The sequence below is a fragment of the Streptomyces sp. NRRL S-340 genome (assembly GCF_000720185.1).
In the GTDB taxonomy this organism is placed as follows: Bacteria; Actinomycetota; Actinomycetes; order Streptomycetales; family Streptomycetaceae; genus Streptomyces.
On the sequence record NZ_JOIY01000027.1, the window covers coordinates 193,672 to 212,343 of the forward strand.

18 protein-coding genes are annotated in these 18,672 nt (G+C 73.2%); 8 read left to right on the plus strand and 10 right to left on the minus strand.

Annotated features, from left to right (window positions below):
* Nucleotides 1-6: 6 nt before the first annotated feature.
* The 5 genes from uraH (at nucleotide 7) to IG64_RS21960 (ending at nucleotide 6,041) form a co-directional block, all read left to right on the plus strand.
* Complete coding sequence (gene uraH / locus IG64_RS21940; protein WP_037858774.1) at nucleotides 7-408, plus strand: hydroxyisourate hydrolase; 402 nt, start codon at nucleotides 7-9, stop codon at nucleotides 406-408.
* A gap of 8 nt (nucleotides 409-416) precedes the next feature.
* Complete coding sequence (gene pucL / locus IG64_RS21945) at nucleotides 417-1,352, plus strand: factor-independent urate hydroxylase (protein WP_037858775.1); 936 nt, start codon at nucleotides 417-419, stop codon at nucleotides 1,350-1,352.
* Between the two features lie 64 nt (nucleotides 1,353-1,416).
* Entirely contained in the window at nucleotides 1,417-2,826 is a 1,410-nt protein-coding gene (locus tag IG64_RS21950) for a nucleobase:cation symporter-2 family protein (protein WP_037858776.1), read from the plus strand.
* Between the two features lie 66 nt (nucleotides 2,827-2,892).
* Nucleotides 2,893-4,278: an 8-oxoguanine deaminase gene (locus IG64_RS21955; RefSeq protein WP_037858778.1), complete on the plus strand. Its 1,386-nt coding sequence runs from the start codon at nucleotides 2,893-2,895 to the stop codon at nucleotides 4,276-4,278.
* 353 nt (nucleotides 4,279-4,631) lie between these two features.
* Nucleotides 4,632-6,041 (plus strand): nucleobase:cation symporter-2 family protein, encoded by a 1,410-nt coding sequence (locus tag IG64_RS21960; RefSeq protein ID WP_267883412.1) that lies wholly within the window; start codon nucleotides 4,632-4,634, stop codon nucleotides 6,039-6,041.
* A 151-nt stretch (nucleotides 6,042-6,192) separates the two neighbouring features.
* On the opposite strand, the gene IG64_RS21965 is transcribed toward IG64_RS21960, so the two are convergent.
* From IG64_RS21965 to IG64_RS21990, 6 genes are all read right to left on the minus strand, one after another.
* Nucleotides 6,193-6,831, minus strand: a complete 639-nt coding sequence (locus IG64_RS21965; protein WP_037858779.1) for a hypothetical protein — start codon at nucleotides 6,829-6,831, stop codon at nucleotides 6,193-6,195.
* Nucleotides 6,832-6,945: 114 nt separating this feature from the next.
* Nucleotides 6,946-7,551, minus strand: a complete 606-nt coding sequence (locus tag IG64_RS21970; RefSeq protein WP_037858781.1) for a histidine phosphatase family protein — start codon at nucleotides 7,549-7,551, stop codon at nucleotides 6,946-6,948.
* Nucleotides 7,552-7,594: 43 nt separating this feature from the next.
* Nucleotides 7,595-7,822 carry a hypothetical protein gene (locus IG64_RS21975; RefSeq protein ID WP_158771615.1) on the minus strand — a complete coding sequence of 76 codons (228 nt, stop codon included), beginning with the start codon at nucleotides 7,820-7,822 and terminating at the stop codon, nucleotides 7,595-7,597.
* A gap of 142 nt (nucleotides 7,823-7,964) precedes the next feature.
* Nucleotides 7,965-9,416, minus strand: coding sequence for an endonuclease/exonuclease/phosphatase family protein (locus IG64_RS37675; RefSeq protein ID WP_051813172.1), 1,452 nt, complete (start codon nucleotides 9,414-9,416; stop codon nucleotides 7,965-7,967).
* Between the two features lie 30 nt (nucleotides 9,417-9,446).
* Complete coding sequence (locus tag IG64_RS21985) at nucleotides 9,447-9,653, minus strand: DUF397 domain-containing protein (RefSeq protein WP_037858785.1); 207 nt, start codon at nucleotides 9,651-9,653, stop codon at nucleotides 9,447-9,449.
* Nucleotides 9,650-10,513, minus strand: a complete 864-nt coding sequence (locus IG64_RS21990) for a helix-turn-helix domain-containing protein (protein WP_037858787.1) — start codon at nucleotides 10,511-10,513, stop codon at nucleotides 9,650-9,652. The genes IG64_RS21985 and IG64_RS21990 overlap by 4 nt, the downstream gene beginning before the upstream one ends.
* 157 nt (nucleotides 10,514-10,670) lie before the next feature.
* On the opposite strand from IG64_RS21990, the gene IG64_RS21995 reads away from it, so the two are divergent.
* Nucleotides 10,671-11,123: an ATP-binding protein gene (locus IG64_RS21995; RefSeq protein WP_037858790.1), complete on the plus strand. Its 453-nt coding sequence runs from the start codon at nucleotides 10,671-10,673 to the stop codon at nucleotides 11,121-11,123.
* A gap of 11 nt (nucleotides 11,124-11,134) precedes the next feature.
* Here IG64_RS21995 and IG64_RS22000 read toward each other — a convergent pair whose 3' ends face one another.
* On the minus strand, nucleotides 11,135-12,343 hold the full coding sequence (locus tag IG64_RS22000) for a pyridoxal phosphate-dependent aminotransferase (RefSeq protein ID WP_037858792.1): 1,209 nt from the start codon (nucleotides 12,341-12,343) through the stop codon (nucleotides 11,135-11,137).
* Between the two features lie 81 nt (nucleotides 12,344-12,424).
* On the opposite strand from IG64_RS22000, the gene IG64_RS22005 reads away from it, so the two are divergent.
* Nucleotides 12,425-13,051 carry a winged helix-turn-helix transcriptional regulator gene (locus tag IG64_RS22005; protein ID WP_037858794.1) on the plus strand — a complete coding sequence of 209 codons (627 nt, stop codon included), beginning with the start codon at nucleotides 12,425-12,427 and terminating at the stop codon, nucleotides 13,049-13,051.
* Between the two features lie 238 nt (nucleotides 13,052-13,289).
* Here the strand turns inward: IG64_RS22005 and IG64_RS22010 are convergent, their stop codons facing one another.
* From IG64_RS22010 to IG64_RS22020, 3 genes are read right to left on the minus strand one after another with little or no spacing between them, the layout of a single operon-like run.
* Nucleotides 13,290-14,117, minus strand: coding sequence for a hypothetical protein (locus tag IG64_RS22010; protein ID WP_037858795.1), 828 nt, complete (start codon nucleotides 14,115-14,117; stop codon nucleotides 13,290-13,292).
* The gene (locus tag IG64_RS22015) at nucleotides 14,117-15,382 is read right to left on the minus strand and encodes a VWA domain-containing protein (protein WP_037858796.1); all 1,266 of its coding nucleotides are present in this window, start codon (nucleotides 15,380-15,382) and stop codon (nucleotides 14,117-14,119) included. The genes IG64_RS22010 and IG64_RS22015 overlap by 1 nt, the downstream gene beginning before the upstream one ends.
* Nucleotides 15,383-15,391: 9 nt before the next feature.
* On the minus strand, nucleotides 15,392-16,945 hold the full coding sequence (locus tag IG64_RS22020) for an IucA/IucC family protein (protein ID WP_037858798.1): 1,554 nt from the start codon (nucleotides 16,943-16,945) through the stop codon (nucleotides 15,392-15,394).
* 100 nt (nucleotides 16,946-17,045) lie between these two features.
* On the opposite strand from IG64_RS22020, the gene IG64_RS22025 reads away from it, so the two are divergent.
* Complete coding sequence (locus tag IG64_RS22025; protein WP_078884132.1) at nucleotides 17,046-18,638, plus strand: IucA/IucC family protein; 1,593 nt, start codon at nucleotides 17,046-17,048, stop codon at nucleotides 18,636-18,638.
* Nucleotides 18,639-18,672: the final 34 nt, after the last annotated feature.

The window sequence follows — 18,672 nt, forward strand, 5'->3', positions numbered from 1 at the left end:
GAAACCATGAGCACCGAGACCACCGCCTCAGTGTCCACGCACATCCTGGACACCAGTGCCGGCCGCCCCGCCGAGGGCGTCGCCGTCCAGCTCTCCGCCCGCTCGGGCGGGGAAGCGGACTGGCAGAAGCTCGGCGGCTCCGCGACCGACGCGGACGGGCGGTGCAAGGACCTCCCGGCACTGCCGGAGGGGACCACCCACGTACGGCTCGTGTTCGAGACCGAGACGTACTTCGCCAAGAAACAAGCCGCGGCCCAGCAGGACGCCCCCGCGCTCCGGGACAGCGAGAACGGCCGGCCCGTGTTCTTCCCCGAGGTCACCATCGCCTTCGCGGTGGTGCCCGGCGAGCACTACCACGTTCCGCTGCTGCTCAACCCGTTCGGCTACTCCGTTTACCGAGGGAGCTGACCGACACCATGACCCGTTTCGTCCTGGGACAGAACCAGTACGGCAAGGCCGAGAACCGAGTCGTCAAGATCACGCGTGACGGCGACACGCACCACATCAAGGACCTGAACGTCTCCGTCGCCCTCTCCGGCGACATGGAGGAGGTCCACCGCAGCGGCTCGAACGCGAACGTCCTGCCCACCGACACCACCAAGAACACGGTGTTCGCCTTCGCCAAGGAGCACGGCATCCACAGCGCCGAGGACCTCGGCGTCAAGCTCGCCCGTCACTTCGTGGACAACAACGAGCCCATCCACCGGGCCCGCATCCGCATCGAGGAGTACTCCTGGGAGCGGATCGAGACCTCGAAGGGCGGCGCCCGCTTCGTCGGCTCGGACGAGATCGCCCACTCCTTCGTCCGCAAGGGCCAGGAGACCCGCGTCGCGCAGATCACCTACGACGGCCACGGCATCCAGGTGCTCTCCGGATTCAAGGACCTGACCGTCCTGAACTCCACCAACTCCGAGTTCTTCGGGTTCCTCAAGGACAAGTACACCACCCTCCAGGAGGACCACGACCGCATCCTCGCCACCACCGTCTCCACCTGGTGGCGGCACAACTGGGACGGCATCGACTCGCACGCCCCGGACTGGGACCGTTCGTACAGCGGAGTGCGCAAGCACGCGCTCCAGGCGTTCGCCGAGACCTACTCGTACTCGCTCCAGCAGACCCTCTTCGAGATGGGTGTGCGGGTGCTGAACTCCCGCGACGAGGTCGACGAGATCCGCTTCTCGATGCCCAACAAGCACCACTTCCGCTCGGACCTGTCGCCCTTCGGGATCGACAACGAGGCCAAGGACGGCGCCGTCTACTACGCCGCCGACCGGCCCTACGGCCTGATCGAGGCCACCATCCTGCGCGACGGCGCCGAGCAACTCATCCCGGTCGACATGACCAACCTCTGACGCGGGACGCGCACCACCGGCCCTGCCACCCGGGCCGGTGGTGCGCCACACCGGAGGGAACACCATGGCACAGCCTGCAACGGAGCCGGCGAAGGGCTCCTGTTCCACCCCGCCGGTGCACACCGAGGACGCCATCACGTCCGTGCACCCGGTGGACGAGAAGCTCCACCCCTCGCGGCTCGTCCCCGCCGCTCTCCAGCACATCGCCGCCATGTACGCGGGCGTTGTCACTCCTCCGCTCATCATCGGCCAGGCCTGCGGCCTCGACATCGCGGCCCGCACCCGGCTGATCGCCGCCTCGCTGCTCATCGCCGGCGTGGCGACCATCCTGCAGACCATCGGCGTCAAGGGTCTCGTCGGCAACCGCCTGCCGTTCGTGAACGCCGCCTCCTCCGCAGGCATCGCGCCCATCCTCGCGATCGCCGAGACCAACTCCGAGGGGCACCAACTCCCCGCCATCTACGGCGCGGTGATGGTCGCCGGAGTCTTCTGCCTGGCCGTCGGGCCGTTCTTCGGGCGGCTGCTCAGGTTCTTCCCGCCGCTGGTCACCGGCGTGGTGATCACACTCATCGGCGTCACGCTGATGCCCGTGCCGGTCGGCTGGGCCCAGGGCGGCGACAAGAGCGCCGCCGACTTCGGCGCCATGAAGAACCTCGGTCTCGCCGCGTTCACCCTCGTTGTCATCCTGCTGATCCAGCGCTTCGGCAAGGGCTTCGTCAAACAAGTCGCCTTGCTCTTCGGCCTGTTGGTCGGCACCCTGGTCGCCATCCCGTTCGGCATGGCCGACTTCAGCGGCATCACCTCGGCGCCCGTCGCGGCACTGCCCACCCCGTTCGCCTTCGGCGCCCCCGTCTTCCAGCCCGCGGCCATCCTGTCGCTGTGCATCGTGATGCTGGTGCTGATGACCGAGTCCAGCGCCGGCATGCTCGCCCTCGGCGAGATCTGCGACCGCCGCGCCGACGCCCGCACCATCACCCGCGGCCTGCGCACCGACGGCATCGCCACCCTGCTCGGCCCCGTCTTCGGCGGCTTCCCCACCTCCGCCTTCGCACAGAACGTCGGCGTCGTCTCGCTGACCCGGGTCCGCAGCCGCTACGTCGTCGCGGTGGCCGGCGGCGCCCTGCTCGTCCTCGGCGCCTTCCCGGTGCTCGGCGCGGTCGTCTCCCTGGTCCCCATGCCGGTCCTCGGCGGCGCGGGCATCGTCCTGTTCGGCTCGATCGCGGTCAGCGGCATCCGCACGCTCTCCGAGGCCGGACTCGACGACAGCTCCAACATCATCCTGGTGGCCGTCGCCCTCGGCGCGGGCATCATCCCGCTCGCCGCCCCCACCTTCTACGAGGAGTTCCCGGCCTGGGCCCAGACCGTCCTCGGCTCCGGCATCAGCGCCGGAGCGATCGTCGCGGTCCTGCTCAACCTGTTCTTCCACCATCTCGGCACCCGGGGCCGCACGGCTCCGGCACTCAAATCCTCCTAGGGTCCTGCCGTGCCCTCCCCGTGGGCTCCCCGTCCACGGGCCGCCACTGAAAGACAAGGAAGCGCAATGGCACCATCGGCAGCCCAGCGCATCGTCATCGAGAACTGTGCGATCGCGACCGTCGACGCGGACGACACCGAGTACGCGTCCGGTCACCTCGTCATCGCCGGGAACAGGATCGAGTCCATCGGCGCCGGCCGGGCCCCCGCGGGCCTGGAGAACGTGGCGCGCCGCATCGACGCCCGCGGCCACCTGGTCACGCCCGGTCTGGTCAACACCCACCACCACTTCTACCAGTGGATCACCCGGGGCCTGGCCACCGACCACAACCTGTTCAACTGGCTCGTCGCGCTCTACCCCACCTGGGCGCGCATCGACGAGGAGATGGTGTACGCGGCGGCCCAGGGGTCGCTCGCGATGATGGCCCGCGGCGGTGTCACCACCGCCATGGACCACCACTACGTCCATCCGCGGGGCTCCGGCGACCTGTCCGGCGCGATCATCCGGGCCGCCTCCGAGATGGGCGTCCGCTTCACGCTGGCCCGCGGCTCGATGGACCGCAGCGAGAAGGACGGCGGACTGCCGCCGGACTTCGCCGTCGAGACCCTGGAGGGCGCACTCGCCGCCACCGAGGAGACCGTCAAGAAGCACCACGACGCCTCCTTCGACGCCATGACGCAGGTGGCCGTCGCCCCCTGCTCGCCCTTCTCCGTCTCCACCGAACTGCTGCGCCAGGGTGCCGAACTGGCCCGCCGGCTCGGCGTGCGGATGCACACCCACGGTTCGGAGACCGTGGAGGAGGAGAAGTTCTGCCACGAGCTGTTCGGCATGGGCCCCACCGACTACTTCGAGTCGACGGGCTGGCTCGGCGAGGACGTGTGGATGGCGCACTGCGTCCACATGAACGACTCCGACATCGAGGCCTTCGGCCGGACCAGGACCGGCGTCGCGCACTGCCCGTCCTCCAACGCCCGCCTCGCCGCCGGCATCGCCCGGGTCCCCGACATGCTCAAGGCGGGCGTCCCGGTCGGCCTCGGCGTCGACGGCACCGCCTCCAACGAGTCCGGCGAACTCCACACCGAACTGCGCAACGCCCTGCTGATCAACCGCCTCGGCGCGCACCGCGAGGCGGCCCTCAACGCCCGCCAGGTGCTGCGCCTGGGCACGTACGGCGGCGCCCAGGTGCTGGGCCGGGCCGGGCAGACCGGCTCGCTGGAGGCCGGCAAGCTCGCCGACCTCGTGCTGTGGAAGCTGGACACCCTCGCCCACGCCTCCATCGCCGACCCGGTGACCGCGCTGGTCTTCGGCGCGGCGGCACCGGTCACGGCGTCCTTCGTCAACGGCCGGCAGATCGTCGAGGACGGCCGTCTGCTGCACGCCGACGAGGACGCCATCGCCCACGCCACCCGCGAGGAGGCCCGGCGCCTGGCGCGCATCGCCGCCCAGGGCTGACCGGGTCGCGGCCGAGCGCCGCCGCGCTCGCCGCACCGCGCCGACCGCGGCGGGGCGCGGCGGCGGCCCGCAGGTAGAACTCCGGCCGGGAGGGACGGCTCCCGGCCGGTAGCCGTGGACCCGAGCGGGGTCCGCGGTGGCCGGCTCCGGGGCGTGCGTGGACGCGCACGCCCCGGAACGGTATCCGTTCACTTCCCGGGCCCCGCCGAGGGCCCGGCCAGGGCTGCCCGCGTCAAAGGCCCGCCCAGGGCCCCTCCGGGGGCCCGCCACGGTCCCGCACGACCACCGCACCACGCACCACCTCCTTGACACCCACGTCAGAGCCGACGTGAAAACCGACCGGAGGAGCCGCCGTGACCGCACAGCCCGTCGACGAGAAACTGGTCCACCCAGTCGACGAGAAACTTCCCGCCCTGAAGATGGCGACCAGCGGCCTGCAGCACGTGGCCGCCATGTACGCGGGTGTCGTCGCCCCACCCCTGATCGTCGGCGCGGCCATCGGCCTGTCCGCCTCCGACCTCACCTTCCTCACCGGCGCCTGCCTGTTCACCGCGGGCCTCGCCACCTTCCTGCAGACCCTCGGCATCTGGAAGATCGGCGCCCGGCTGCCCTTCGTCAACGGCGTGACCTTCGCCGGTGTCGCCCCGATGACCGCGATCGTCGCCTCCACCAAGGACAAGTCCGACGCGCTGCCGGTCATCTTCGGCGCCGTGATCGTCGCCGGACTCCTCGGCTTCCTCTTCGCCCCCCTGTTCTGCAAGGCCATCCGCTTCTTCCCGCCGGTCGTCACCGGCAGCGTGATCACCCTCATCGGCGTCTCCCTGCTCCCCGTCGCCTTCGGCTGGGCCCAGGGCCCGAATCCGGCCGCCCACGACTACGGGTCCGCGACCAACCTGACCCTGGCCGGCATCACCCTGGCCCTGGTCCTGCTGCTGCGCCGCTTCACCCGCGGCTTCGTCAAACAGATCGCCGTGCTGATCGGCCTGGTGGCGGGCACCGTCGTGGCGATACCGTTCGGCGCCACGGACTTCAGCCCGGTCGCCGACGCCCAGGTCGTCGGCTTCCCCACCCCGTTCCACTTCGGCGGCCCGCAGTTCCAGCTCGCCGCGATCCTGTCCATGTGCGTGGTGATGGTGGTCTGCATGACCGAGTCCACCGCGGACATGCTCGCCCTCGGCGAGATCGTCGAACGCCCGGCCGACGAGAAGACCATCGCCGCCGGCCTGCGCGCCGACACCCTCGGCTCCGCCCTCAGCCCCCTGTTCAACGGCTTCATGTGCAGCGCCTTCGCACAGAACATCGGCCTGGTCGCCATGACCCGTATCCGCAGCCGCTACGTGGTCGCGGCCGGCGGCGGCTTCCTGGTCCTGATGGGCCTGTGCCCGACGGCCGCCTCCCTCATCGCCGTCGTGCCGCGCCCGGTGCTCGGCGGCGCGGGCGTGGTGCTGTTCGGCTCGGTCGCCGCGAGCGGCATCCAGACCCTGGTCCGGGCCGGTCTCGACAAGGACAACAACGTCCTGATCGTCGCCGTGTCGCTGGCCGCCGGCATCATCCCGATCACCGCCCCGGAGTTCTACCACGCCTTCCCCGAGACGGCCCGCATCGTCCTGGACTCGGGCATCTCCACCGGCTGCGTGGTGGCCGTCCTGCTGAACCTGCTCTTCAACCACATCGGCAGGGGCCGCGACGCGGAGGACGTCACCCACCCGATGGAGGCGGGCACGGACCTCGCGGAGGCGGCCCACCCGGCCGCCGCACACTGACGGCGACGCCCCGGAGGGGTACGGCACCGGCGGGCCTGCCCGTGCCCTGCCCCTCCAGGCGCCCGCCGCGCTCGCCCCCGCGGCGTGCACCGCGCGTGCGCCGGGCGCGCCCCCGCGCGACGCCTCAGCCCCGCCATGTCGCTCACGCCCCTCACGCACGGCGCGGGGACGCCAGCAGGTACCGCACCCGGGTCCGCGGTTCGGTGCACTCCCCGGCCTGCCACCCCGCACGCTCCAGCGTGAGCGCGCAGCCGCGCAGGAACTCCGCGTCCGGCGCGTACACGGCGACCGCCTCCGGCTGCGGCGTCTCCCGCACCCGGTAGCCGTCGGCCGCGGGCCCCGCCGGGCGGTGCCCGGCCGCCTCCAGAGCCAGCGCGGCGGCCCGCACCAGGTGCGCGCGCTCCCAGCCGCACGGCCGCTCGGCCGCACCGTCCGCATTGGTCATCCGGCGCAGCTCCAGCAGCCCCTGCCAGGCGCTGTGCACCTCACGGTCCCGCACCGCCGGGTCGTCCGCCGCCGCCTCGTCCTCGCCGCCGGTCCTGGCGGAGAACACACCGGCGGGGGAGGGCTGCGCGACCGCCCCGGCAAAGTCCCCGGGCGCGGGCCGCGCCTGCCGTGTCCGGTGCCCGGCCGGGGTCAGGAAGTGGTCGTGCGGCGGACGCGGATGCCGGAAGGCCAGCCCACGCTTCACCAGCGCCGCGAGCTGCGCGTCCGTGCCCCGCAGCCGCCCGGTCACCGGATCGGCGTCGTCGATGACGCGGCGCTGCGCGGCGGTCGGCGGTCGTGCCACGGCGCCCTCCCTCCCCGAGTCGTTGCGGACTGCCTGGCCGAGCGGACCGTGAGGACCGCGCTCCAGGCCCACTCGAAGACTACGACCCGGGTCTGACAACGCCCCCGGCCGTGCTCAGGACGGCGCGGGCGGGCGGATGTTCCAGCCCGCGACCACCGGCCGGTCGTGTTCCGTGCCCAGCCGGCACACCGTGCCCGTGGCCAGCTGGAACAGCGCGCCCGAGGACGGGGGCAGACCGAGGCGCCGGGCGGTGAGCACCCGCAGGAAGTGCCCGTGGGCCACCAGCAGCACGACCCCCTCGGTGTTGGCGAACGCGGCGTCCACCTTGGCCAGCATCCGGTCGGCGCGCTCCCCGACCTGCTCCACGCTCTCCCCGGGCCGCTCCGGCGGCCCCGGCGCCACCCCGTCGGTGAACAGGAACCAGCCGGGCCGGGTGCGCTGGATCTCGGGGGTCGTGACGCCCTCGTAGCCGCCGTAGTCCCACTCCCGCAGGTCCGGGTCGACACGGGCGTCCGTGATCCCGATCAGTTCGGCCGTCTCCCGGGCCCGCTGGAGCGGGCTGACGAACGCGGCGCCGATCCGGTGCGAGCGGATCAGCGGCACCAGCCGCCGCGCCTCCTGGCGCCCCCGCTCGGTGAGGGGCACGTCCGTGCGGCCGGTGTGCCGCCCGGACCGCGACCACTCGGTCTCCCCGTGCCGGACGAGAAAGAGATCACCCACGCCCGCCGTCCCTTCCCGCGCCGCGTGCCTCCTCAGCACCGTGTCACAGGCGGACGGCGGCCCGCAGGACGGACTGGGCCAGACGGCCGTTCCCGGGCGAGGCGCCCTGCCCGGGCGCGGGGAAGGCGAGGCGCCGCCGGGTGCGGGCGCGGCCGATCCCGGTCGCCGGGCCGGCGAAGCACAGTGAGCCGGTGGCGCCGCTGTGCCCGAAGGCGCCGGGGTCCAGGAACAGGAAGGGGAACACCGCGGACGGGTGAGTCCCGTTCCCCACCGGGAAACGCGGCGAACTCCTCCCGCCCGCCCTCGAATCCGCCCGCCACCGTTCCCCGTACGTCCTGCGCCACGCGCACAGCGCCCGGTCGCCGATCGTGTACGGGGATCGCCGGCCGGGGGCCGCGGCCGGGTCTTCCGCGTCAGCGAGCCGGAAGGTTCACCGTGCCCCACAGGGGCTGGTGGTCCGAGAGACCGGCCGGGTCCGACCCGACGGTGCAGCCGGACCAGGTCGCGGCCGTCGGTGCGAAGAGGTAGTCCAGCTTGGCCGGGCCCTTGGTGGGCCGGTCGGCCGGCCGGTCGCACTCCCCGTACGCGTCGTAGAGGGGCTGCACGACGGGGGAGCCGCCGTCCTCGGGGACCGCGGTGGGGGTGGCGTTCAGGTCGCCGCCGAAGACCGGCCGGTAACCGCTGTACCCGGCGAGCTGCGCCGCCAGGTCCCGGGCCTGCTGTCGCTGCACGGTCCGGCCCGGGTCGTCGTACCCCGCGCCGCCGGTGCTGAAGTGGGCCGCACAGGCCATGACCGCCCAGGACGGAACAGCGGCGCACAGGGCCGTACGCCGTTCCCTGCCCGTGGGGGAGTCCAGCTCCACGGCCCGGTACCAGGTGTTCTCCGCGGGAACGGCGACGGCGACCCCGTAGGAGCCACGGTTGCCGCCGCACTCCTTCCGCGCCCACTGGCCGGTACCCGCGACCTGGTACTGGATCGGAGCGAACCGCACGTCCCACGTGTCGGCACCCCCGTCCAGGGCCGCTTCGAGCTTCCGCTCCAGGGGTTTGGCGAGCTTTTCGCAGAACTCCTCGAGGAAGACGACATCGGCCTGCGCGGCGACCGCCCGCCGCGCCACCGCCGACGTGAAGTCGTCCACCGGGGAGCCGTACATCGTGGGGCAGTCGCCGGCGTTGTTGCTGCACGTGTTCCACGTGAGGGCGTGGATGCTCCTCGCCGGGGTGGACGAGGCCGCGGGCGGCTGCCGCGGGGCGGCCGGAAGCTCGACGAGCCTGAACCGCTCCCAGGAGCCGGGCGTGCCCGCCGCCGGGGTGCGGGCCCGCAGCAGGCCCTCGTCCTCCCCGGTGCTGCCGACCTCGGCGGAGACGTAGTAGTCCGTGGAGACGCCGCTCTCGGTGAGGGTGGCCTTCAGCGCGTACCAGCCGTCGCCCAGGTCCACCGGACGGAATCGTTCCCAGCCGCCGATGGATCCGTCCTGACGGGCGCGGAGCGTGCCGAAGCGCGAACCGGTGTAGTGGAACTCGGCGGACACGTACCGCCCGTCGGCCTCGGACCGCAGGGCGACGTGGGCACCCTTGTCGTCGGTGTGCAGCGTGAAGGTCTCCGACGCCCCCAGTCCGCTCACGTCGGTGCAGTCCGTCCCGGCACGGAGCTGCGCGTACCGGTCATCGGGAGCCTCCGTCTCGACCGAGACGCACACGGGTGCTCCGGCCTTGTCGCCCGCGGCCTTCGACTGGAGGGCGAACGCGCGGCCCGCCGATTTCGCGGTGGGTACGCCGTCCGCCTGCGCCGAGGGTGCCGCGCACAGCGTGACGAGCGCGAGCAGGAGCCCGAGGAGGGCTCCCGTGCGCGTTGTTCTTCCCAAGGTGGCTCCGCTCTCGCGCCCGGCCCTGCGTCAGCGACCGGCCGCGTACGAGACGAAGGCGGACCACTCGTGCGGCCCGAAGGCGAGCTGGGGGCCCTGCTCGGTCTTGGAGTCGCGTACGCGGATGGTCCGGGGGGCGTGGGCGACCTCGACGCAGGCCGCACCGTCGGGATTGCTGTGGCTGCTCTTGAACCACCGCAACTCGGTGCCGTCACCGGCCAGGGGCTTCAAGCTCATGTCTCTCCCAGCAGTTTCTCGATGTACGCCAGTGACTCTCGTGGTGTGAGGGCCTGAGCCCGGATGATCCCATAGCGCAGTTCGAGGATCTGGATCTCCCTGCGGTCCGAGATCAACCGACTGACGAGTTGGATGTCGCTGTGCCCCACGGTGGCGCCCTCCTTCAGCCTCAGCAGGTGGAACGGTCCGTCGAGGCCGGCGTTGTCCTCGCAGCCCAGGGGCAGCACTTGAATCTCCACGTTGCGCATCTGCCCGGCCTCCAACAGGCGTTCGAGCTGTCGGCGCAGGACCATTCTGCCTCCGACCGGGCGGCGCAGGGCAGCCTCATCATGCACGAAGCTGAAAGCCGGGATCGTCTGCTTCCCGTCCAGCACCCTCTGGCGTGCCAGGCGCGCTGCGACGAGCCGTTCCACGTCCTCCTCCGGGAAGGCCGGACGCCGCGAACCGAAGACGGCCCGCAGGTACTCCTCCGTCTGCAACAGCCCGTTGACCACAGAGTTGTCGTACGCGCAGATCTCGACGGCCTCGGCCTCCAGCTTGGCCAGGTCGCGGACCTTCTTCGGGTAGCGGGCCTCCTCCACGTCCTTGCTGAGCGCCGCGATCACGCCCCCGGCGTCCAGCACCCGGTCCGCCGCTTCCAGGAACTGCGGCTTCGGCGTCCGCCGCCCCCGTTCCACGGCGGAGGCCTGCTCCTCGCTGTAGCCGATGGCCGCGCCCAACTCCGCCTGGGTGAGGCCCTTCCGTTCGCGGAACTTCTTGACCACCTTGCCGACGGTGCGCAGGACGGCCGCCGACTCCTCGTCCTCCCAGCCCGTCTCCGGCCCGTCACCGTTCTGCGGTCCCTGCCCCGTCGCGCCCACGCTCCGCCTCCTTGGTGTGCTGCCCGGTCCCAACGCCGCCAGGGGCCTCCGCGTCACGCGTCGCCGCCCGGACAGGCCCGGTCAACGGCCGGACAGCGACGCTGAGTACGACCTCCATGACTGCACAGCGTAGTGACGAGCGGCCACGCTGGGTGACATGAACGCCGATACCACCCGCTCGACCGCTGCCCCCGCCCACTTCGCCGTCCGCCTCTCGGCCACTCCCAGGGGCGCCCGCCTCGCCCGCCGTCTGACGGCGCAGCAACTCGACGACTGGGGCTGGCCGTACGACACCGGGGCGAACCGGACCGCGGCTCTGCTCGTCGCCGAACTCGCCGCGAACGCGGTGCGGCACGGCGGGGTGAGGGGCCGCGACTTCCGCCTGCGTCTCACGCTCCACCCCGCCGCACCCGTGCCCGCGCTGCGCATCGAGGTGACCGATCCGCGCCCGGAGCGGCGCCCGCCCGGCCCCGGCACGCTCCCGCCGCCGTCCCCCGAAGCGGAGTCCGGCCGCGGCCTCCTCCTCGTCGAGGCTCTGGCGAGCCACTGGGGGACGGTGTGCGCGGACCCGTACACGAAGACCGTCTGGTGCGAGACCCTGCTCGGGTGAGTGCCGGCCGGTTACTGGTGGTACCCGCCCAGGAACCGCCCGATCCTGCTGATCGCCGTGTCCAGGACGTCCGCGTGCGGGAGGGTGAGGATGCGGAAGTGGTCGGGGGCGGGCCAGTTGAAGCCTGTGCCCTGGACGATCTGGATCTTTTCGCGCAGGAGGAGGTCCAGGACGAACTTCTCGTCGTCGTGGATCCTGTGGACGGCGGGGTCGAGGCGGGCGAAGGCGTACAGGGCGCCCTTGGGCTTCACGCAGGAGACGCCCGGGATCTCGTTCAGCCTGCGCCAGGCCACGTCGCGCTGCTCGTGCAGCCTGCCGCCGGGCACGGTCAGGTCGCGGATGGACTGGCGGCCGCCCAGCGCGGCCTGGATGGCGTACTGCGCCGGGGCGTTGGGGCACAGGCGCATGGAGGCCAGCATGGTCAGGCCCTCCAGGTAGTCCTTCGCGTGCTGGCGGGGGCCGGTCACGACCAGCCAGCCGGAGCGGAAGCCCGCCACGCGGTACGTCTTCGACAGGCCGCAGAAGGTCAGGACCACCAGGTCGGGCGCGAGCGCGGCCGTCGAGTGGTGCACGGCGTCGTCGTAGAGGATCTGGTCGTAGATCTCGTCGGCGAAGACCATCAGGCCGTGCCGGCGGGCGAGGTCGAGGATGCCCTCCAGGATCTCCTTCGGGTAGACGGCGCCCGTCGGGTTGTTCGGGTTGATGATCACCACCGCCTTGGTGCGGTCGGTGATCTTCGACGCCATGTCGTCCAGGTCCGGGTACCAGTCGGCCTTCTCGTCGCACAGGTAGTGGACCGCCTTGCCGCCGGCCAGCGTCGTCACGGCGGTCCACAGCGGGTAGTCGGGCGCGGGGATCAGGACCTCGTCGCCGTCCTCCAGCAGGGCCTGGACGGCCATGGACACCAGTTCCGAGACGCCGTTGCCGAGGAAGACGTCGTCGACGCCGACCTCCAGGCCCCGCTCCTGGTAGCGCTGGGCGACCGCCCGGCGGGCGGAGAGGACACCGCGCGAGTCCGTGTAGCCGTGCGCCCGCGGGAGCATCCGGATCATGTCCTGGACGATCTCCTCCGGCGCCTCGAAACCGAAGAGCGCCGGGTTGCCCGTGTTCAGGCGCAGGACGCTGTGGCCCGCTTCCTCCAGCGCGTTGGCGTGCTCGATCACCGGACCGCGGATCTCGTAACAGACCTCGTTGAGCTTGCTCGACTGCCGGAACTCCATGCGTCCCTCCGGTTCTTGGTGACGCTTGGTTTTACCAAGTACGAGCTTGGAAAGTCCAACAACATGTCTAGACTGCGTCGCATGTCACCTCGCCGAAGCTACGACCAGTACTGTTCCGCCGCCCGTGCGCTCGACGCCGTCGGCGACCGCTGGACCCTGCTGATCGTGCGGGAACTGCTGGCCGGTCCCCGCCGCTACACGGATCTGCACGCCGATCTGCCGGGGGTGAGCACCGACGTCCTCGCCTCGCGGCTCAAGGACATGGAGCGGGACGGGCTGGCGAGCCGGCGCAGGCTGCCGCCGCCCGGCGCCGCCTTCGTCTACGAACTCACCCCGCGCGGCCGGGACTTGCTGCCCGTGCTCCAGGCGCTGGGGGAGTGGGGGGAGGCCGAGCTGGGCGAGCCGCGTCCCACGGACGCCGTCCGGGCGCACTGGTTCGCGCTGCCCCTGCTGCGGGCGCTGGACGGCGAGGGGCTGGTCGAGGTGGTGCTGGAGGAGGGCGTGTTCCACCTGTACGCCGGCGGCACGGAGCAGGTCCCGTACGGCGACGGGCCCGCTCCCCGCGAACCCGACGCCCGGCTGACCCTCGACTCCCCGGCCTGCACGGCCGTGGCGCGCGGGGAGGCGGGCCTCATGGAAGCGGTGCGCGACGGCCGGGTGACGGTGACCGGCGACAGTCCGCTGGCCAAGGCCCTGCGGCAGGCGTGAGGCGGGGCGGCGGCACCGGCGATGTCTGTGGCGCCGGAAGACGTGCCGGTGACGTCCGCGGCAGCGGGGTGGCGGCCGGTACCGGCCGCGGGCGCGACTGTGGGGTGGCAGCCGGTACCGGCGGGGCGCGGGGGCACCTGTGGCGTCTGCGGCACCCGCGGCAGGTGCGGCGAAGGCCCGCCCCCGAGGAGGCGGGCCTTCGCCGCACCGCGAGCTGATCACCCGTCAGCCAAAGGGGTCAGGCGCCCGGCGGCACCCGCGACGGCCGCCCGGAGCCCCGGGTCAGCGCGTACCCGCCGATGCCCGCGAGCGCCGCCAGGACCGCGCCGATCCCGGTCCACACCCACCGGTCGGACCACCAGCCCGAGGACCACCCGTCGTCGGGCTCGATGCTGGACAGCACGGCCGGCTTCTTCGTCGCCGAACCGTCCCCGCTGTCCGAAGCGCCCTTCTCCTGTTGGGACTTGACCGCGATGCCCGGCACCAGCGGCTTCGCCAGCGAGCCGTCCACCGCCGCCGCGCCGCCGATGTGCTTGGAGTCGGCCTTCACCTCCGCGCTCACCGGCAGGCCCAGGTCCGAGGACTGCAGGCCGACCACCGTGAGCCGGACGTAGTACGTGCCGGGCAGCGGGTCGTTGGCCCACGGCTCCGCCCAGGCGCGGACCGTGCGCAGGACGCAGGCCAGTTCGACGGAGGGCGTGCCGGCCCCGGCGGTCCGCGTCTGGGCGCCGTACTGGCACGACTGACGGCGCCGCAGACCGTCGTAGACGTCGAGCTGCCAGGTCTGCGTGGTGTGCTTGTCCGGCAGCTTCACCGTGGCGTGGACGGTGGGCCGCTGCCCGGCGTCCGCCGGGAACGACCAGTACAGGTAGTCGCCCGTGGAACCGGTCGCGGTGGCCTGCTGCCCCTGCTCGATCTCGGTCGCCGTACGGAAGGAGGTGCCCGCCTGGGTGGGGGCCTTGCTGTCGCCGGACGGGCTCGCGGACGGGGAGGAGTCGGCCGCCGCGGGCGCCGCCGCCAGTCCCAGTGCCAGCAGCGCGGCACCGAACGCACGTGTGAGACGCATCAGTTGGTCCTCCAGATCGCCACGCGCCAGCGCGACAGCCAGCCCCAGACCAGTCCGGCGAGGAAGCCGACCAGCACGAGGACGCCGAGCAGCCACCAGCCGCGGCCCAGTCCGAACGCCGCCACGTCACGCGCCTTGTCCGGGGCGTCCACGACGTCGACGGTCAGCTCCAGCGGCAGGCCCGGCGTGGTCTTGACGCCGTCCGCCGCGGCGAAGGAGTTGGTGACCTGCAGGCACACCGTCTCCGCCGGGGCGTTGTCGTCGTCGCTCTTCGCCTTCGGGTAGCGCAGGCCGGTGGAGACGACGTCGGTGCGGCCGGTGCCGGCCGCCTCACCGCGCACGATCTCCCGGCCGTGCACGGTCACCGCCCGCAGCAGCACCCCGTAGTCGGGACGCACGGTGCGGTCGTCGGCGACGCTGACCGCGGCGCGTAGCTCCTGGCCCGGGTTCACGTCCACCCGGTACCAGCGCTGCTGCCCGAACTCCTCGCGGTCGGTGTACAGGCCGGACTTGAGCGCCGGCGCCTTGGCGCAGTCGGCCGCGCCCTCGGTGGCGACCGGGGTCACCACGGGATCGGCCGCCCGGTCGACCAACTGGCCCACCCGGTCGGAGAGTTCCTCCTTGTGCCGGACGGAGGTGTACGTGCCGCCGGTGGCGTCCGCGATGCAGCTGAGCTGGTCGCGGGTCTTGGCGTCCGGGACCAGGCCGAGCGTGTCGATGGTCAGGCCGATGCCCTGGGCCGCGATCTCGCGGGCCACCTCGCACGGGTCCAGCGGCCGGCAGGTGTCCTCGCCGTCGCTGATCAGGACGATGCGGCGGGTGCCGTCGCCGCCCTTGAGGTCGGCCGCCGCCTTCTGCAGCGCGGGGCCGATCGGGGTCCAGCCGGTCGGCGCGAGGGTGGCCACCGCCGTCTTGGCCTCGGTGCGGTTCAGCGGGCCGACCGGGTAGAGCTGCGCGGTGTCCTTGCAGCCCGTCTTGCGGTCCTCGCCACGGTAGTTGGCGCCCAGGGTCCGGATGCCGAGCTGGACCTCCTCGGGGGTGGCGTCGAGCACCTCGTTGAACGCCTGCTTGGCCGCGGCCATCCGCGACCCGCCGTCTATGTCCCGTGTGCGCATGGAACCGCTGACGTCCAGGACGAGTTCGACCTTCGGCGCGGCCGTGCCGTCCGGCTCGTCGGCGACCGCACCGGCGGGAAAGGCCATCCCGGCCGTCAGGGCGGCGAGCAGAGCACAGACTCCTGCCGCCAGCCGTTGTCTTGTGATCATCGGCGGATCCTATTGATCAGAACGGGGTGGGACCAAAACGAGCGGGTTGGGCAGTCCCGTCCACAGGTCCCCGGCGTGCCCGGGGGACAGCCGCATCAGCGTCAGCGCCTTGGCGGGCAGCGGCTCCTCGGTCAGGGCCCGGAAGTCCGGGGTGCGCGGCAGGTCGCGTACGGCGCTCTCCAGCGCGGCGCGCAGTGCCGGCCCCGATCCCGCCGTCCCGGCCAGCGCGCCCGCCACCAGTGAGCCGAACAGCTTGCGGCGCAGCGCCGCCGGGTCGTCGGTGAGGATGCGGGCGGGCAGGCCGGGGACGGCGATGCCGTGCCGGGCCAGGCGGGCGGGACTCACCCTGATGTCGGCGAGGTCGCGGTAGACCAGGCGCAGCGGGGTCCCGTCGCCGGACAGGACGACCAGCAGGTTCTGGCCGTGTGCCTCCAGGGCCACGCCCAGCTCCAGCAGGCGCAGCCCGACGGTGAGCGCGAGGCGGGCGAAGGCGGCCAGCCACGTGGGCGAGCCGGCCAGGCCGGTGACGGGCAGGGCCGCCACCGGCACGACGTGCTCGCCGGGGACCGTGTACGTCTGCGGCGGCTCGCGCCACAGGGCCGCCAGGTCCGGGGAGTGGGCGGTCGCGGCGCCGAGCGTGCGGGTGATGTGCAGCAGGCCGCCGGTGCGGCCCGCCAGGTCCTCGGCGAAGGCCGACAGAGCGGCCGACGCCGCCACCGAACCGACCGAGATGTCCCGCACCGAGGACGTCAGCCGGGCCGACAGCGCGGTCTTGACGTGCGGCCCGTCCGGCAGGGCCAGGGTGCGCAGCGACATCAGCGGGTGAGCGGCGAGAGCAGCGCCCTCGGCGGGCCGCTTGAGCACGTGCTGCGCCTGCCACGGGTGCACCGGGATCAGCAGCCGCCCGCCGTCCCGCAGTTGCTCGGGCCACACCCCGCTCACCAGGCACTCCCGCACCGGGACCGGCAGCAGTCCCAGCTCCACCACGGGCCGGTGCTCGGGCCCGTACGCGAACTGCTCGGCCACCGAGAAGCCGGGCCGGGAGCGGCAGTTTGGGTGGAACGGGTGCCCGTCGACCACCCGCTGCTCCCATTCCCACTCCCGGTCCGGGGCAGGCCACCGGTCAGCGGGGTCCGGCAAGGCGAGTGCTTCCGCACCGGCCGGCTGACCGGCCCGCGACAGGGCCAGCGAGGCGACGCCGTGCGCCAGTTCGGCGGCGAACGCGTCACCGTGCGGCACCGCCAGCGCGGCCGTCAGCCGCGCCGGGTCGTCGTACGCCGTGCCGTCGAGGCGCACCGAGGCGACGTACGCGGACGTGGCGTACGGGTCCGCCGGCGGACCCTGCAGCACCCGGCCGTCGGACAGCCGCAGCACCAGCGCGTCCCGTTCCCGGAGCCGGCCGGTGATCCACGGCAGCGGCTCGTGGGCGAGCGCCCGCCACAGCCGGGTCAGCACGGACGCCCGGGCGCCGCTCAGCTCGCGCGCGTACCGTGGGACCAGGCCGGGCCGCACCACGGCCAGTTCCTCGCCGATCTCGGCCTCGGCGGTCGGGAAACGGTGCACGGTCGGGCTCCTCGGGTACGGATCGGGGGGCGCGGGCGTCACGGTAGCGCGCCGGACAGACATACTGATCACCCTCGCACCGTGTGGACGTACGGAACGAATGGAACGCATGGAGCCGACGCCCCCCGCCGACGACACGGCGGCGCCCCCCACCGACCGCGTCGCGGCGCCGCTCACCCGGGCGCCGGCGGTGCCCGGCCGTGCCGTGGCGCCCCCCGCCGACGACGTCGCCGCGCGCGCCGACGCCTATGCCGCCGCGCCCCTGCTGAACTGCCTCGTCCGCGAGGTGGCCCGGCGGTGCCCGGACACCGGGGGGCGGCAGGTGTACCGGCTGCCGGGCGGCGGGCGGCTGCTGCGCGTGCGCGGCGGGCGGCGGCCCGCCGAGCCCGAGGTGTTCGCCGCCGGCCGCTGGCAGCGCGTCGGCCACGCCGAACTGGTCAAACTCGTCGCCGACGAACTGCGCCGCCACACCGGTGTGACCAACGACGAACTGCCCGCCGAGATGATCGACAGCCGGGAGGCGGTCGCGGCGCTGCTCGCCGCCCGTGACCGCGCGACGCCGCCCGGGGACCTGTACACCCGGTCCGAGCAGTCCCTCGTCACCGGTCATCCGTACCACCCGGCGCCCAAGGCGCGCGGGGGCGGTCCGGTCGCCTCCTGGCTGCCGTACGCGCCGGAGGCGCACGCCCGCTTCCCGCTGGTGCTGCTCGCGGTGCGCGCAGACCAGGCCGTCGAGGAAGGTGACACCTCGGCGCTGGACGCCCTCGGCCAGGCCCCGCCCGGCTACCGGCTGCTGCCCGCCCACCCGTGGCAGCTCGACCTGGTCGGCGGCGGCCTCGCCGGAGCGTTCGCGGACGGCCGGCTGCTCCGGCTCGGCACGACCGCCCGGGACGTGCGGCCCACCGCGGCGGTCCGCACCGTCCACGCCCCGGACGCCGACCTGTTCCTGAAGTTCAGCCTGGACGTGCGCATCACCAACGACGTACGCCGGCTGTGGCGGCACGACCTGCTGAAACTGCGCCGTACCGACGCGGCGGCGACGGCCGCCCTCGCGGCGGCCGGGGGCCCGGCGGCCTGGCTGAGCGACCGCGGCTACCGCACCGCCGCCTTCGCCTTCGAGGAACTGGCCGTCGTCGTCCGCGACGGGACGGGCCGGCACCTGCTGCCGGGCGCGACCCCGCTGCTCGCCGCCGCCCTGGCCGAGGGCTTCCCCGGCAACCCGCTGGACGGACCGCTGGATCCGGCGGCGTGGTGGGGGGCGTACCTGCGCCAGGTCGTGCCACCGGCCCTCGCCGCCTTCGCCCGGCACGGTGTGGTCCTGGAGGCGCACCTGCAGAACTCCTTGGTCGCCGTCGACGCCCGCGGCCTGCCCGTGCAGGCGCTGTTCCGGGACGCGGAGGGCGTGAAACTGCTGTCCGACGTGGGCCGGGCGGCCGGCTGGGAACGGCTGGTGTACTGCCTGGTCGTCAACCACCTCAGCGAGATCGCCGCGGCCCTGGCCGAACGCCGGCCCGGCTTCGACCCGTGGCCCGCCGTGCGCCGCGAACTGGCAAGCCACGACCTGCCGGAGATCCCCGGTCTGCTCAGCGCCCCGACACTGCCCGGCAAGACCAACCTGCTGCTGCGCTGGACGGGCGCGGACGGCGCGGACGCCCGCTACCGCCCCCTGCCGAACCCGCTGGCGGGCGGCTAGCGGGTTCGGCAGGAGGCGGACCGATGCCCGGCCC